The sequence below is a fragment of the Pseudomonas sp. Tul2A7 genome, assembly GCF_054790505.1.
Genome location: NZ_CP186499.1, coordinates 1,778,130 through 1,793,638 on the forward strand (window position 1 = coordinate 1,778,130; position 15,509 = coordinate 1,793,638).

15 protein-coding genes are annotated in these 15,509 nt (G+C 55.4%); 9 read left to right on the top strand and 6 right to left on the bottom strand.

Going from position 1 to position 15,509, the window contains the following annotated elements; translation table 11 throughout:
- Window positions 1–33 precede the first annotated feature (33 nt).
- On the top strand, window positions 34–516 hold the full coding sequence (locus tag ACOYXJ_RS08005) for a glycine zipper domain-containing protein (RefSeq protein ID WP_007909074.1): 483 nt from the start codon (window positions 34–36) through the stop codon (window positions 514–516).
- Window positions 517–570: 54 nt separating this feature from the next.
- Here ACOYXJ_RS08005 and ACOYXJ_RS08010 read toward each other — a convergent pair whose 3' ends face one another.
- The 4 genes from ACOYXJ_RS08010 to ACOYXJ_RS08025 all read right to left on the bottom strand — a co-directional run bounded on the left by ACOYXJ_RS08010 (window position 571) and on the right by ACOYXJ_RS08025 (window position 5,262).
- A complete protein-coding gene (locus tag ACOYXJ_RS08010) occupies window positions 571–996 on the bottom strand; it encodes an acyl-CoA thioesterase (RefSeq protein ID WP_150649944.1) in 426 nt (141 codons plus the stop codon).
- Between the two features lie 212 nt (window positions 997–1,208).
- Complete coding sequence (locus ACOYXJ_RS08015) at window positions 1,209–2,435, bottom strand: 3-hydroxyacyl-CoA dehydrogenase (RefSeq protein WP_460368817.1); 1,227 nt, start codon at window positions 2,433–2,435, stop codon at window positions 1,209–1,211.
- Between the two features lie 213 nt (window positions 2,436–2,648).
- Window positions 2,649–4,577, bottom strand: a complete 1,929-nt coding sequence (locus tag ACOYXJ_RS08020; RefSeq protein ID WP_150794186.1) for a RecQ family ATP-dependent DNA helicase — start codon at window positions 4,575–4,577, stop codon at window positions 2,649–2,651.
- 181 nt (window positions 4,578–4,758) lie between these two features.
- Window positions 4,759–5,262 (bottom strand): polysaccharide deacetylase, encoded by a 504-nt coding sequence (locus ACOYXJ_RS08025; RefSeq protein WP_460368819.1) that lies wholly within the window; start codon window positions 5,260–5,262, stop codon window positions 4,759–4,761.
- A gap of 303 nt (window positions 5,263–5,565) precedes the next feature.
- On the opposite strand from ACOYXJ_RS08025, the gene ACOYXJ_RS08030 reads away from it, so the two are divergent.
- From ACOYXJ_RS08030 to ACOYXJ_RS08060, 7 genes are all read left to right on the top strand, one after another.
- A complete protein-coding gene (locus ACOYXJ_RS08030; RefSeq protein ID WP_102899589.1) occupies window positions 5,566–5,841 on the top strand; it encodes a hypothetical protein in 276 nt (91 codons plus the stop codon).
- A 93-nt stretch (window positions 5,842–5,934) separates the two neighbouring features.
- Window positions 5,935–7,077, top strand: a complete 1,143-nt coding sequence (locus tag ACOYXJ_RS08035) for a hypothetical protein (protein ID WP_460368821.1) — start codon at window positions 5,935–5,937, stop codon at window positions 7,075–7,077.
- Window positions 7,078–7,442: 365 nt separating this feature from the next.
- Window positions 7,443–7,742, top strand: a complete 300-nt coding sequence (locus ACOYXJ_RS08040; protein ID WP_460368823.1) for a hypothetical protein — start codon at window positions 7,443–7,445, stop codon at window positions 7,740–7,742.
- 176 nt (window positions 7,743–7,918) lie between these two features.
- Window positions 7,919–8,080 (top strand): YhfG family protein, encoded by a 162-nt coding sequence (locus ACOYXJ_RS08045; protein WP_460373105.1) that lies wholly within the window; start codon window positions 7,919–7,921, stop codon window positions 8,078–8,080.
- Between the two features lie 172 nt (window positions 8,081–8,252).
- Entirely contained in the window at window positions 8,253–8,747 is a 495-nt protein-coding gene (locus tag ACOYXJ_RS08050) for a helix-turn-helix domain-containing protein (RefSeq protein ID WP_460368825.1), read from the top strand.
- Window positions 8,744–10,015, top strand: a complete 1,272-nt coding sequence (locus tag ACOYXJ_RS08055; RefSeq protein WP_460368827.1) for a type II toxin-antitoxin system HipA family toxin — start codon at window positions 8,744–8,746, stop codon at window positions 10,013–10,015. The genes ACOYXJ_RS08050 and ACOYXJ_RS08055 overlap by 4 nt, the downstream gene beginning before the upstream one ends.
- A gap of 244 nt (window positions 10,016–10,259) precedes the next feature.
- Window positions 10,260–11,879: a TIGR04141 family sporadically distributed protein gene (locus ACOYXJ_RS08060; RefSeq protein ID WP_460368829.1), complete on the top strand. Its 1,620-nt coding sequence runs from the start codon at window positions 10,260–10,262 to the stop codon at window positions 11,877–11,879.
- A 63-nt stretch (window positions 11,880–11,942) separates the two neighbouring features.
- On the opposite strand, the gene ACOYXJ_RS08065 is transcribed toward ACOYXJ_RS08060, so the two are convergent.
- Both ACOYXJ_RS08065 and hslO read right to left on the bottom strand, forming a co-directional pair.
- Window positions 11,943–13,484 (bottom strand): phosphoenolpyruvate carboxykinase, encoded by a 1,542-nt coding sequence (locus tag ACOYXJ_RS08065; protein ID WP_007917942.1) that lies wholly within the window; start codon window positions 13,482–13,484, stop codon window positions 11,943–11,945.
- Between the two features lie 181 nt (window positions 13,485–13,665).
- Window positions 13,666–14,568 (bottom strand): Hsp33 family molecular chaperone HslO, encoded by a 903-nt coding sequence (gene hslO, locus ACOYXJ_RS08070; RefSeq protein ID WP_150794193.1) that lies wholly within the window; start codon window positions 14,566–14,568, stop codon window positions 13,666–13,668.
- A gap of 105 nt (window positions 14,569–14,673) precedes the next feature.
- Between hslO and ACOYXJ_RS08075 the strand changes: the two genes are divergently transcribed.
- Window positions 14,674–15,474 carry a phosphatase PAP2 family protein gene (locus ACOYXJ_RS08075; protein WP_102899596.1) on the top strand — a complete coding sequence of 267 codons (801 nt, stop codon included), beginning with the start codon at window positions 14,674–14,676 and terminating at the stop codon, window positions 15,472–15,474.
- Window positions 15,475–15,509 lie beyond the last annotated feature (35 nt).

A 15,509-nucleotide genomic window follows, 5' to 3' on the forward strand; every position in this document is an offset into this window, starting at 1 on the left:
GGATCGGCGCCGTCATCCCTTTGAGGCTCATCTATGAAGTTCTCCTCGATTCTCTTGTTGTCCCTTGGCCTGGTCAGTGGTTTTGCTTCCGCAGGCGGCACCACCGAAGCAGGTGTGGGCGGCGCATTGGGCGGGGTTCTTGGCTCGGTCGTCGGTCAGTCCTTAGGCGGCAATACAGGTTCCACCATTGGCGCAGCCCTGGGCGGCGCGGGTGGTAGTGCGGTCGGCGCCGACAAACGCAGCCGTGGCGAAGCCGCCATCGGTGGTGCGCTGGGCGCAGCCGGCGGTAACGTGGTCGGCCGCAGCATGGGCGGCACCACCGGCAGCCTGATCGGCTCCGCAGCAGGTGGCGGCGCCGGTGGCGCGCTGGGTAACTACATGGGCAACAAGAGCGATGACGACGATCGTCGCTACGACCGTCGCCATGATGATCGTCGCTACTACCGCGATGGCCACCCAGGTCGCGGCCATGCCTATGGCCACCGCAAGCATCACAAGTACTATCGCCATCGTTAAGGCGAATGCTTGAACAAAAATCGCAGCCCGAGGGCTGCGATTTTTTTTGCCTTCTTACACCACCAGAGATTCCAGTGCCTGCCGCAGTTCGGCAGGAATCGGCACCGGCTGATTACTCGCCCGATCGACGAATACGTGAACGAAGCGCCCGGCCGCACACGCCTCGCTTTCGCCGACCTTGAACACCGCCAGTTCGTATTGCACTGAACTGTTGCCCAGCTTGCCGACCCGCAGACCGATCTCGATCAGATCCGGAAAGGCGATCGAGGCGAAGTAATCGCACGCCGAACTGACTACGAATCCCACCACCTCACCGTCATGGATATCCAGACCACCGACCTGTATCAGGTAGGTGTTCACCGCCGTATCGAAGAAGCTGTAGTAGGTGACGTTGTTGACGTGACCGTAGGCGTCGTTGTCGTGCCAGCGTGTGGTGATGGGCTGGAAGTGTGGGTAGTCGGTGCGTTGAGGGGTGGACATGGTTGGGCTGATTCTCCTGTTTTTCAGTGGGGCCGCTTGCCCTCACCCTAGCCCTCTCCCAGAGGGAGAGGGGACTGACCGAGGTGTTCTCTCGACATACACCGACCTGAATTGCCGAGCCGAACGCGAAAGGCACAGAGATCGGCTCCCTTTCCCCCTCGCCCCCTTGGGGGAGAGGGCTGGGGTGAGGGGGTAAGATTTTGACTTCAACACTAATCCTGAGCAAACCGCCTACCCTGCGCCGCCAACTCACCAATCAACCGCGCCGGTTTCCACTGATCACCCTGCCGCGTCTCCAGCGCCAGCAAGCGCTGATGAATGTCCGCCAGCCCTTGCTGATCCGCCCAGGCCATCGGCCCGCCCTTGTCCGCCGGGAAGCCGTAGCCATTCAGATACACCAGATCGATGTCGTGCGCCGATTGGGCAATGCCTTCCTGCAAAATCTTCGCGCCTTCATTGACCAACGCCAGCAAACTGCGCTCCAGAATCTCCTCCGGACCAATCTCGCGGCGCTGGAAGCCCAGCCCTTCGCTGACCCGCAATACCAGCGCATCGACCTCAGGATCGTGCTCAGCCTGACGACTGCCCGGTTCGTAATGGTAATAACCGTTGCCGGACTTCTGCCCGAACCGGCCCATCTCGCACAAACGGTTATCTACCTGAACCTCTGGCGCATCCTGCCCCTTGCCGGCCAACTCGCGTGCACGCCACTCCAGATCGATGCCGACTACGTCGTACATGCGGAACGGCCCCATGGCAAAACCGAAACCTTGCAGCGCTGCGTCGACCTGCTGTGGATAAGCGCCTTCGAGCAACATCTTGCGCGCCTCCAGCACATACGGATGCAACATGCGATTGCCGATAAAACCGTGGCAGTTGCCCGACACCACGCTGACCTTGCTCATGCGTTTGCCCAGCGCCAGTGCGGCCTCCAGCACCGCCGCGGAAGTCTGCGCACCGCGAACGATTTCCAGCAGTTTCATGATGTGTGCCGGGCTGAAGAAATGCAGGCCCAACACTTGCTCCGGGCGTCTTGTCGCGGCAGCAATCGCATCGATGTCCAGCGCCGAGGTATTACTCGCCAACAGCGCCTCAGGCTTGAGCAAACCATCCAGCTCACGAAAGATCTTCTGCTTCAGCTCAAGATTTTCGTACACCGCCTCGATCACCAGATCGACATTGCGAATCGCCGCGTAATCCGCCGCCGCACTGACCCGTGCGATACGCGCATCCGCCTCGGCCTGATCAATCCGGCCTTGGCGCACGTTATGTGCATAAGTCTCGGCCACGGTGGCGAGTGCCTGCTCAAGCATCTGTGGATTGTTATCCACCCACTGCACCGTCACACCGGCGTTGGCCAGGCACATGACAATGCCCCGGCCCATGGTGCCCGCACCGATCACCGCGGCCTGCTGAATATCGAAGGATGTCTGGCTCATGTTGTTCTCGTGTTGGCGATCCAAAGACAGACCTCAACCATAGTCAGCCAACGACGGTTTTTGAAGTTTATTACCGTGATGATCGACATTCAGCGGATGGATAGAGCCCTCGCCTTGATGACACTTAATGTAGGAGCTGCCGAAGGCTGCGATCTTTTGATCTTGAACAAATCAACATCAAAAGATCGCAGCCTTCGGCAGCTCCTACAACGATCAAAGGTGCTCTTGCGCCCAGCTGCGGACTTCGCCGTAGGGATATTCCTCCAACTCCGCAAACCCGGGAATCGCTCGCGCCTTGAGCTTGGTGAACAACGGCACACTGATCCCGCACAGAAACCTCGTCACCCGCTCCGCTGTCGGGATGACCCCGGTGTGCTGCTCATGCCTGTGGATAAAATCGCCACACAACGCCGCAAAGTTTTTATCCACAAGCGCGGGCAATTCCGGTGGTGCCGGCAACCGCGCCACCTGGCCATGACACACCGAGCAATGCCCGCACCGCTCAGGCGCATTGCGATCCCCGAAATACTCGGCCAGGCGATAACCCAGACAACGCTCGGTGGCAAAAACTTCAAGCATCGCGTGGATGCGCGCCACTTCGGCCTGCTCATGTCGGGTGAAATAGTCATGCAGTTCAGCGCTCAGGGCATCGCTGTCAAAGTCACTATTCAGCAGGCTGTAGACCTCGGTCATCTGCTTGCTTTCCAGCTCGACCCAGCCCTTTTCCTGAAAGTAATCCAGCGCCTTCACCACCCGATTGCGTTCGGCGGAATATTGCGAATACATCGCCTCGAAATTCACCGTGGCCCAGGTGCGTGCGCGCGTCGAGGTCTGAATGATCGCGGCTACGAACTCCCTGCGCTCACCGTCGAAACGCTCAAGCAGCGCTTCCGGTTCCAGCAGGTATTTGAAACGGTATTCGGCGTAGTAGGCATAGCGCGGCGCGATCAACCCGCGCAGCTCCAGTTGCACCAGCAATGTTTTCAGCGGCAGTGAGCGAATATTGCTCTGATCCGCCAATGGCCCGAGCAGAAACTCCCACTGTCCTTCCGGCACCGAGGCCTTCAGTTCGTCGAGCACATAGCGGATGCCATCACGCTCCGGCGTATCGCCGTAGACGAAGTTTTCCAGCACGTTGAGGCTGTCGCGATTGGCCAATACCAGACAGTCCGACGGCTGCCCGTCGCGCCCCGCACGGCCAATTTCCTGACTATAGTTTTCGATGGATTTCGGCAGGTCGAAGTGCACGACATTGCGGATATCACTCTTGTCGATGCCCATACCGAAAGCGATCGTCGCAACGATGCAATTGGACTGCCCAGCCATAAAGCGCTTCTGGATCGCCTCGCGTTTGTCGTGGGCTAAACCGGCGTGATACGCCTCGGCCTGAATGCCGTTGCGTTCAAGGTGTTCGGCGATGTGCTCAGCGGTTTTCTGCAAGGTCACGTAGACGATGCTCGGCTGCCCCGGACGATCGCTCATCCACTCCACCAGACGCCGGCGCTTGTCCTGGCCGCGCACCGGTTCGACCAACAGGTTGAGGTTGGGCCGATAGAAGCCGGTGGTCACCACATCGGCGGCGGCGATCGCAAATTTGGCCTGCATGTCGGCGATGACTTTCGGCGTTGCCGTGGCCGTCAGCAACAAGGTTTGCGGGATGTTGAACTGGCGCTGGTAGTCCGGCAGCTTGAGGTAGTCGGGGCGAAAGTTGTGGCCCCATTCCGAGATGCAATGCGCCTCGTCCACCACCAGCAACGAGATCGGCACCTGCTGCAAAAAGTTGCGGAAGCGCTCGTTCTTCAAGCGCTCCACCGAGATCATCAAAATCTTCAATTCACCCGAACGGGCGCGGGCCATCACGTCATTGGCATCATCGCGACTCTGCGCCGAATCGATGCTGCCTGCGGATATGCCATGACGCTGCAAGAAGGCCAGTTGATCCTGCATCAGCGCCAGTAACGGCGAGACCACCAACGTCAGGTGCGGCAGCATCAGCGCCGGCAATTGATAACAAATCGACTTGCCGGAACCGGTGGGAAAAATCGCCGCCGCCGAACGCCCGGCCAGCACCGCGCTGATCGCAGCCTCTTGTCCGGGTCGAAACTGTGGAAAACCAAAAACCTGTTCCAGGGTGTTGTGCATTCGCTGTCACTCCATTGACTGCTGCCATGCCAACAGCCTAGCGGGCGATCGCAGCGAGTCGAGAAAAGGTCGGGGCCAAAATCGATTCGGAATGATACAGCGATTACTTGAACGCCACGGTCCCTGTGGGAGCGAGCCTGCTCGCGAAGAGGCCGGTCAGAACAACGCAAAATCCTGAAGTTCAGGGACGCAACACCGCCACCCGCAACTGCTCATTCAGCATCTGCTCATGCACACCTTGGCTCTTGCTCGCCCACAGCGCATGGGCCGGGCTGATGTCGCCGGTGAATGCCGCCGCCAACTGACGCAGATCAGCGACGCTGCGCACACGCGGGCAGAACGGTTGCTCATCACAGCTCTGACTGGCGTTGCGATAGGTGCGCAGCAATCCCTCCCAGAGGCCATCGCGCACGTGGCGAATCGACTTCAGTTGCACGTGGGGCACACCGAGTCGCTGCTCAAGCCCCTCTTCATCCAGTGCTTCGCTGGCCAACAAGGCTTTGGCGAACATCAACACTTCACCGCGCGACGCCGTGTCCATGCTCGCCTGGCTGATGAGTGCCTCCGGCCAATCGGTGCGATCGAGACGATCCAGCACCCATGCATTGCCAATGTCAGAGGCCATGGTCAAACGGCAAGAGCTCAGCCCGAGCAATAAAATCGCGGCCATTCGTAGCCAGTGCATACCTAATTCCCTTTAAGCGCGTGTCAGACGTTTGGAAACGCCCTACAGATTCTGGCGCGCACGATACAGCGGTTTACCGCGAATCGCCTGACAAACAAGTAGGAATTATTACGCCTAAGGGTTTTGGCCTGAAAAAGCTGCGAAAACACGTAGGGCATTTCCTCAAAACACGGAAAAACCCCTACGAATACTGTCCATTGCGGCTGTCTTGTCCCACAGAGAAACGCCCTTCTATAGTGGCCGGCGCGGCTGCAAACCCTCTGCCGGCCCGCCCCAGCGCTTTAGAACAGGACACGCCTCACCATGATCAACCGCTATCGCCCACTCAAGACTTGCTACAGCGAAAACCCGGTGCTGCTTATCGACAGCCACTCCAGCCAGACTGACCTGATCAATGCCGCCGATCAGCGTTTACGCGCGGCCGGAGATTTGCTGGAAACGCTCTATTGCCTATGTTTCAAACAGGCTGACGTGAAAGATATTCCCAACATCGTCAATGCACTTTATTTGCTGGTACAGGATGGTTGCAACTTGCTTGAAGTCGCCAAACAACAACCATCACAAACAACACACAACTAACTCTTCTACAAATACGGAAACACCAACACTCTTTATTTATACATGCAACTCACACTAACTTGTTCGCTCTTACAAATAAACGAGAGCAACACCATGACAGTTTTAACTATATTTTTTTGCGGCACGGGTTCCAACAAGTTCGATACCGCCCATGAAAACTTCTGGGACGGCGAACTGGTTTCCACACTGGCTGCCAACCATACCGGCCGCGAGTTCGCCGAATGGATCGTCGTCGACGGACCCGGCAGCGGCAACCTGCAAGCTGACGACCTGTTCACCAAGACCAAGGAATACGGCGTGTCCGGCACACTGTTCGGCAAAGGCTGGGAAGAAAACGTGCGGCACGCCATCAATATCATCAAGGGCAAATGCGACTGGCAGCGCGTACAACTCACCGAGGCCGAATACAACCGCCTCAAAGCCGCCGGTATTCCTATTGACGATGTCAAAGTCGAAGGCTCGTGGATGTGGCGAAAGTACAACTACGGCGACCGCAGCATTACTCAACAGAAGTTACAGGAAGGGATCATCAGAACGTTCCGCAAAGATGGCATTATTCCCACCAGCGTCAATCTGGTGGGTTGGAGCCGAGGCGGCATAAGTTGCCACATGCTGGCCAATGCGATGTTAAAGGACAGCCAACTTAAAAACATTCCGGTGAACATCTTTGCATTGGACCCTGTTCCGGGTATCGGAAACTTCCAGGAAAACCGGGTCAAACTCGGCGCCAACGTCAAAGAATATGTCGCTTTCTATGCCCGCGATGAACGCTCCAAAGGTTTCAGTTGTGTCATTCCGCAAACCGCCACCGGCACTAAAACCTGCGTCTACCCGATGGCCGGCCGTCACGCGACCATGGCCGGCAACGCCACAGCTGACGGTGGCGTGCCTGCCAGCGCAAGCGACCTGAAAACCCTGGTGGAACCTGGCCGTGTGGTCCGTCACTACGCCGAAACCTGCCTCAAGCGCTGGGGCGTACAACTGAACAAAACCCTCAACCTGACCCAGACCGAACTGCAAAACCTCACCAACGGCATCGTCAGCGATGAAGCCCGGTACAAACGAATGCACAACATCTCCTACACCTACTTCACCGAACTGGATAAAGGCGAACGCTACGTGTCTCTGGGCAGCAAAGGCGTGCCGTTCTCGGCGGTGAAAGGCACGATCTACGCGCCTGCGACGGGGCTGACGACGAGTGTGCTGGATGTGGCGGCGTATCGGGTTATTGGTTGAAGATTCTGAGTGTGTGATGGGGCGAAAGAACCTACAGCAATGGCCTATCGGGTATTCGTCCCGTTCCTACAAGCTCAGACTCCCTTGCCGCCTATCGCGGCTTGGTAAGTCAAATCTATAGTCGTGACTGTCGCTGCCAAATCAGCGACTCGGGTTTGGTCACCTGAAATTGAGAGAGAGAAACTGCGCATGCCCTTGTATGCTTGCCGCCATCTATTGTGCGGCATGCTTTATGGCGGCTGTGTTTGGGACGCTTCGGCGTACACGGAGTTCTCTCTCTCTGGTTGACCAACCCGAACACAGTCGCCTCCCATCGTTTGGTCATGATGGCGGCAGCTATTGGAACGCCTATAGAGAGAAGAACAATGAAAGCATGGAATCCGCTTACCCCTGATCGCTACCGCCCACTCGAATCCAACCTCACCGACACCAAGCCTCTACTCATCGACACCCAGGCCAACCCGCAAGACATCCTCGAATGCGCCGTCCAGCGCCTGCGCGCTTCAAGCGACCTGCTAAAAACCCTCTACTGCCTCAGCTTCAAACAAGCCGACGTCGAAGACATCCCCCACATCACCCACGCCCTCTATCTGCTGACGCAGGATGGCTGTGACCTGCTGCAAGTCGCACAGCAGCAGATGCTCAACTGGAAGGCTCCAGCCTGAAATAGAGTGATCGTATCGCTCTTATGCACTCTGTGAGAGCGATCAAAAAACGGTAATCAACCATGGGAGCAACCATGAGCAAATTCTTTGATGAGCTGATGGAAAGCGTTATCGAAATGGACGAGATCTTACGCAAAAAGCATCGCGATTCAGACTCGAATGCTGATACGAGCGTTTTGACGTTTCAGCAAAAGCAGGCCCATTACGACAAGGTTCGCCGATCAAACTATTTGGCCAGCCTACGCATTGAAGGTTTTGAAACCACCCCTGCCGATGCTGAAAAGCCACTTTCCTCACGCATGGAGGTTCTCGAAAAGTACCGGCAAAAACCGGCCTGACTCGAGGAAGCGCTCACGTTTAAGTAGCAGTATTCTAGCTATACAAACCAAAAACAGATGGAATAATGCCACTTAACTTCGTTTTTTCAGGGATCTTGCGGCAAACAGCATCCTTCAGCTTAAGTGCTATTATTCTGGCAGTTAAGGTTTACAAATGAAGGAATACTGCCACATGGCCAAGAAAACAGCGCCGCTTTTGCCCTCCACTGCTCGACTTCTGGTCGACTTTGGTGAACGCCTGAAGCTGGCTCGCCTGCGCCGAAAATTGACGGCCAAGCAAGTCGCTGAACGATCTGGCATGTCGCTAACAACCTTACGCCATCTGGAGTCAGGTGGATCAGGCGTAACCATCGGGGCCTACCTGTCGGTCATGCAAGTGCTGGGGCTGGAAAAGGATCTGAATAAACTGGCTGCAGCCGATGAAATGGGTCGCCAATTGCAGGATGCGCAGTTAATGCCTGCAACACGATCCGCAGCGAAAAAGCCCCAGCGAGTACGAGCAGTCAGTGCGGCAAAAAAGGGCGCATTCGAACACGTCGATACTTCAAACGTTATCGATGCCGCCACTACCACGAAAATTCCGGCTGACTTCCCATTCAACACACACTCACTCTCCAGCCTTTTGAACAAGAAGAAAAAGGCCGGCCCCCCAACAGGTGAAGAATGACGCTGATTGCTGTTTATGCAGACTGGGAATCCTTGAAAGGCGCCAGACGCCTCGGGTTTCTACACGCAAGGAAAACACGCAACACCAACGTGTTCGAATTTGAGTACGACCCTAAGGCGTTGGCCGATCCCGAGTTGAATTCCATAACTCTAGACCCGCGCATCGGCCCCTTCGAAGGCCGCCAATTCCCCGGCGAACATCAGAGCCGCTTTGGCGTCTTTGCAGACTCAAGCCCCGATCGTTGGGGCCAACTGTTGATGAAACGCCGATTGGAAAGGGACATTCGCGACGGCTTGCTCCCCAGCAACAGCAAGTTGTTCGAATCCGATTACCTGCTTGGCGTCCACGACCTGTTCCGTGTCGGCGCCCTTCGCTACAAACTCAATGACGAAGGCAAATTCCTCGACGACCGCGACGGCGTTGCCGCTCCACCCTTTGTCGAGCTACGCGCGTTAGAACAGGCAAGTCTCGCCCTGGAAAACGATAGGGACAACACAGCCACCGAGGGCCGCGAATGGCTAAGAATGCTCATCGCACCTGGCGGCTCGCTGGGCGGCGCCAGACCGAAAGCCAGCGTCGTCGACGAGTTCGGCCAACTGTGGATCGCCAAATTCCCAAGTACGAGGGATGACTACGATGTTGGTGGTTGGGAATTTGTAGTAAACGCTTTGGCGGTCAACTGTGGTCTGCGTGTTGCGACCGGCATGGCCCGACGCTACGCAAGCGATCACCACTGCTTCCTGGTGAAGCGTTTCGACCGAACCGCGCGCGGCGGCCGACATCACTTCGCATCAGCCATGACCATGACCAACCGCGTCGACGGCGACGACGCCTCAACCGGCGCCAGCTATCTAGAGTTGGCGGAAGTGATCATGGAACACGGCTCGGAACCCAACACCGACCTCCGTGAACTCTGGTCACGAATAGTCTTCAACATCCTGGTCTCCAACACCGACGACCACCTACGCAATCATGGGTTTGTTCTCGATCCTGGTCGGGGATGGCGACTGTCGGCAGCGTATGACATGAATCCGGTGGCGCATGCGGATGGGTTGAAGCTGAACATCACTGATTCTGACAATGCTTTGGATTTGGAGCTGGCGAGGGAAGTGGCGGAGTATTTTCGGGTTAGCCGCTCAGATGCTGAAAACATCTTTCAACATTTTAAATCTGTAATTAGCCAATGGCCGGCTTTGGCTGGAGCTTTGAGGCTATCGACGCGAGAGCAGGACAGTATGACCACGGCGTTTCGGAACTCTGGGCAATAGCGTCACAAACCCGGACAGCCACCACCGACTCAGATTCTCGACAGCTAAGGTTGCCCCCCTAGCGCCTTCCAGAACATCGAAAGGTAATTAATCACACGACCTTCACTGGCCATTTGATGGCCATGATCTATATTCGTATTAACCTCAAATTGTGGCGTAGCGATGCATGCACCCAATAATAGATTGCAGATCTAAAAAATCTAAACCTGAGTAATCGGATAAGCGATGGACAGGGAGTTTCAGAATGCCAAGAACAAAAAAGCACAAAGAAAAACTTTCTATATACTTGGCAAAAAACGATCTCGCATCTGACATTGAATTCGTAAAGGTTGAAAACTCAACAACGCCTAAAACTGTTGTACTTCCTTCCGGCACAGCAACACTATATATAAAAAAGGAAGCCATACCGCATCCTCCAAAATGGGCGAGCTTTCTTTGCAAAGATCAGGATTTCTCACCCGACATATTTGGAAACAGCAATACCATCGGTGCGCTCCTCGTAATTCGAGATCACGGAAAAATATTTTCTTTAGCATTTGGTTCAGGCTACCACTTACTGATAACAGACAGTATCGAAAGAGACTTTGGGCTTCGCGTAACTTTAAACTCAGTGAGCCCGGAAAAGCTAAGAAGCTTAGATAAATCCAATTATGAAGACAACCCACTAAACTCTAGGAATCAGAGCCCTAAAAACGTAGGCATTTTTGAGCTAGAGATAGACTCCGAAACGGATATGCTTTACGCGATAACTGGCGAGTCTATGGTTGATATCTTCGGAGCTCAAATAACGGGAAGAGACGCACTTGTAATTTGCCCAGAAGTTAGCCTAGAAACGTTGACGGATATTTTATTAGAGGCATTGACACGCTTCAATATGAAGCTTCCAGAAAATTTCGAATGGGTTGATAATGTAAACAAAATAAAAGATACGGATATCGCATCAATACTGGATATGGAGTTAGATGAAAAATTATTAACCGACAAAGATTTTGACCATTTTTGGTTAGGAGAGCCAGAGATTGTAGACTGGGAGTACCAATCGGGATACTCCTTTGACCAGCGCTACAAAACCGCGATACACCCAACGCTCGAAATCAAAGAACTTGCTGCATATATGCAAACTAATAGTGGCGAGAGCATCTGCACCGAAGCTTTGAAGAAACAAGATATATATATAACCAATGAGGAACGCCAAGGTACCAAATCTTGGTCCGCATATCGCTGCCTTTATGCAGAAATAACATACAGCAACGACCAATACATCCTTAGAAATGGCATTTGGTATAAAGTCAACCAAGATTTTGTGCGGCGCATCGATAGCTACCTTAGCGAACTGACCAACTACAACCATAAATTGCCGATTTACAACCATGACAGAGAGGATGACTACAACAATCACGTCGTTGCGAATGATTCGAACTATGTGCTTTTTGATAAAAAAACTATTGGCTTGGGTGGAAAACAAGACAAAATAGAATTCTGCGATATTGTACGAAATTTTCGAGATCTAATTCATGTTAAGTATTACCGGAGCTCCAGTACTCTCAGCCATTTATTTTCTCAAGGCTGTGTAGCCGCAGAAGCATTTGTGAGCGATAGAGAGTTTCGAGATAGATTGAACAAAAAACTTCCAGTTGAAATGAAGTTAGTCGATACAGGCTGTCGTCCTGAGTCAAAACAGTTCCGTGTCGTTTACGCCATTGCTATAAACCGAGACATACCAATCAAGCTACCTTTCTTTTCAAAAGTAACCCTCAAAAATGCTTTCAAAACTTTGCGAGCATTAGACTTTGAAGTAAATCTAGCAAGGATTGAAGTAGATCCGGTTCTAGCCTGTAAGAAAAATCATAGAAAGAACAAATAGATTCCTTCATCCACAAAAAAGCCGCCCCTAACGGGCGGCTTTTTCATTCACAACAAACCAATCTTACAACTTCGGCCCTGCAGCCTTGATCGCGTCGCTCACTTCGAACTTCTTGAAGTTCTCGATGAACAGACCGGCCAGTGCTTTCGCAGCCTCGTCGTACGCAGCCTTGTCAGCCCAGGTGTTGCGTGGGTTGAGCAGGTTGGTTTCAACGCCCGGTACGGCCAGTGGCACGTCGAGGTTGATGGTGTCGAGGTGTTCGGTGGCTGCACCGATCAGCGCGCCGCTCTGGATCGCTGCGATCACCGCGCGGGTGGTCGGGATGTTGAAGCGTTTGCCGACGCCGTAGCCGCCGCCGGTCCAACCGGTGTTGACCAGGTAGACCTTGGAGCCGAAGCCGCGGATGCGCTTGATCAGCAGCTCGGCGTATTCGCCAGCCGGGCGCGGGAAGAACGGTGCGCCGAAGCAGGTGGAGAAGGTCGACTTGATGCCGCTACCCGAACCCATTTCAGTCGAGCCCACCAGAGCGGTGTAGCCGGACAGGAAGTGGTAGGCCGCTTGTTCTTCGTTGAGGATCGACACTGGCGGCAGTACGCCAGTCAGGTCGCAGGTCAGGAAGATTACAGCGTTTGGCTCGCCACCGAGGTTGTGCTCGGAACGCTTGGCAACGTGCTCCAGCGGGTACGCGGCGCGGCTGTTCTGGGTCAGGCTCACATCGGCATAGTCGGCGTGCTTGGCGTCGTCGATGACGACGTTTTCCAGCACAGCGCCGTGCTTGATGGCTTTCCAGATAACCGGCTCGTTCTTCTCGGAGAGGTCGATGCACTTGGCATAGCAACCGCCTTCGATGTTGAACACCACGCCTTCGCCCCAGCCGTGTTCGTCGTCACCGATCAGGTAACGGCTTTCGTCGGCCGACAGGGTGGTTTTACCGGTGCCCGACAGACCGAAGAACAGGGTCACGTCGCCTTCTTCGCCGATGTTGGCAGCGCAGTGCATTGGCAGCACGTCAGCGGCCGGCAGCAGGAAGTTCTGCACGGAGAACATGGCTTTCTTCATCTCACCGGCGTAACGCATGCCAGCGATCAGCACTTTTTTCTGTGCGAAGTTGAGGATCACGCAACCGTCGGAGTTGGTGCCGTCACGCTCAGGCACGCACTCGAAGTTGGCCACGTTGAGTACTTGCCACTCTTCACGACCGGCCGGGTTGTACTGGGCCGGGTTGATGAACAGGCAACGACCGAACAGATTCTGCCAGGCAGTCTGGGTGGTCATTTTCACGGCCAGGTAGTGATCTTCCGCCGCGCCTACATGCACGTGGGACACAAAGTGCTCTTGCGCGTTGTTGAATGCTTCTACGCGAGCCCACAGCGCGTCGAACTTGTCGGCCGGGAACTTGCGGTTGATCGGGCCCCAGGCGATAGCGGCCTGGGTGGAAGGCTCTTCAACGATGAAACGGTCAACAGGCGAACGACCGGTGCGGTGACCAGTGCGAACAACCAGAGCGCCGGTATCGGCAAGCTCGCCCTCACCGCGGTTCAGGGCTTCTTTTACCAGATCATCAACACTCAGATCGGTGTACACGGCGTTATTGGCTTGCGTCATGAGGTTCCCCGTCGGCCAGTGGCCGAGTGTGCTCCAAACGTTTTGTAGTAGAAAGTCGTGCACTACTACCGCGAAAAAAGTGGGCCGGATTATGCCAGAAAAGCCCAAAAAGAGTAGGGTCCTCCCGTCGTAACGGCGAAATTCCGTCGTTACGCAGTGAATTTACCTGCGCTGAACCGTTTTAGTGCCGGGTATCTGACGGCGTGTCGACGCCTGCGCCAGCGAACAATTGAGCAATATCGGCCGCGTCGAACAGGTACTGCTGATTGCAGAACTGGCAATCGATCTCGATAGTGCCGCCGTTCTCTTGAACCAATTGTTGTGCATCCTCATGACCCAGACTGACCAGCGCGTTGCCCGAACGCTCGCGCGAGCAGGTGCAACGGAAACGCAGGTTCTGCACATCGAACAGGCGCACTTGCTCTTCATGGTAGAGGCGATGCAGCACGGTTTCGTTGTCCAGGCTCAATAACTCATCGGCGGTCAGTGTGCTCGCCAGTGCGGTGAGGTGCTGCCAGCTGGCGGCGCGCTCTTCTTCGTCTTTCAAGCGATCGGCCGGCAGTTGTTGCAGCAGCATCCCGCGGGCACGACGGCCATCGGCGAACAGCTTGAAGCGCGTGCCGACCTGTTGCGACATGACGAAATAGTTGGTGAAGCATTCCGACAGGGTTTCGCCGTCGAGATCGACAATGCCCTGGTAGCGCTGACCGACAGTCGGGTCGACGGTCAGGGTCAGGTCACCGCCCGGCATCAGGTCGGCAAGGGTCGCATCCGGCGCGATCTGCTCGGCGTTGTAACGCGCCAGGCCACGGATATCGCGCTCGCTGGAACATTCGATCATCAGCAGCGGGATCGGGCCTTCGGAACGCGCCTGCAGAATCAGCAAGCCATCGAACTTCAGCGTGCCTACCAGCAACGAGGCGGCCGCCATCAATTCGCCCAGCAGTTGCGCCACTGGCTCCGGGTACGGGTGCTTGGCGAGAACCTCGGCGTAGCTGCGTTCAAGCGCAACCAGTTCGCCGCGCGTGTCGCTGTCATCGAAGATGAAACGTTGGGTGAAATCGGTATCCGCTAGGTCGGTCATAATTTTGGGTATCTGAATGTGGTGACAAAATGGTTACAAGACGTGAAAATTTGCGCTTCTTGGCACCCTTTTTGGTGCCGACTGCTCTGCCATGGGAGGCATTTTATGAACAATCCGGGTTTGTTCCAATCAAGGTGGAACCTCGGCCGGCTGGTTCTGTGCAACGTAGTGCCGTTGGCGCTACTGGCTTTCTGGTTATGGCCTACGGGCAACTCGCTGTGTGTGATTTTCGACGAGTGGCTGTTCCGCTCGCTCAATGCACCGCTGGCCAGCAACCCGATATGGCTCCACATCTGGGCAATTGCAAGTCTGCGCCCATTCGACATCGTTGTCGGACTGATCCTGCTGACGCTGCTGATCAAGGGCGACTGGGTGTTCAAGGCCATCGACGTGCGTCGCGCATTCTTCGGTTTTTTCTCGATCCTGTTGCTGATGGTGGTGATCCGCGCGCTGTTTTCCAAGTTCGCCGATCATATGGACTGGCAACACAGCAGCCCGTCGATGGTGCTCGAAGGCGCGGTGCATATCAGCGATTACTTCCCGCACCTGGAGAAAACCTGGGAGCTGAAGGATCGCTCCGGCCAGAGTTTTCCGGGTGATCATGCTTCAGTGCTGTTGATCTGGGCGCTATTTATGGGCGTGTTCAGTCGTACGGTCGGCCAGTTTCTGACGATCTGGGGTCTGGCGCTGCTGTTCATGCTGCCGCGCCTGGTGGCCGGTGCGCATTGGGGTCAGGACGATTACATCGGTGGTCTGCTGCTGGCGGTGTGGGCGTTGGGTTGGGGTTACTACACGCCGTTTGCGTATCACGCCTCGAACTTCTGGCTGAAGGTGACGGCGCCGATCTTTTCGCTGGTGGGCAAGTTGCCGCTGGTTTCGCGGATGAGTGTGGTGCGTAGCGCCTGATACCGAGCTGTCTTCGGCGAGGGCTGCGCCCGCGA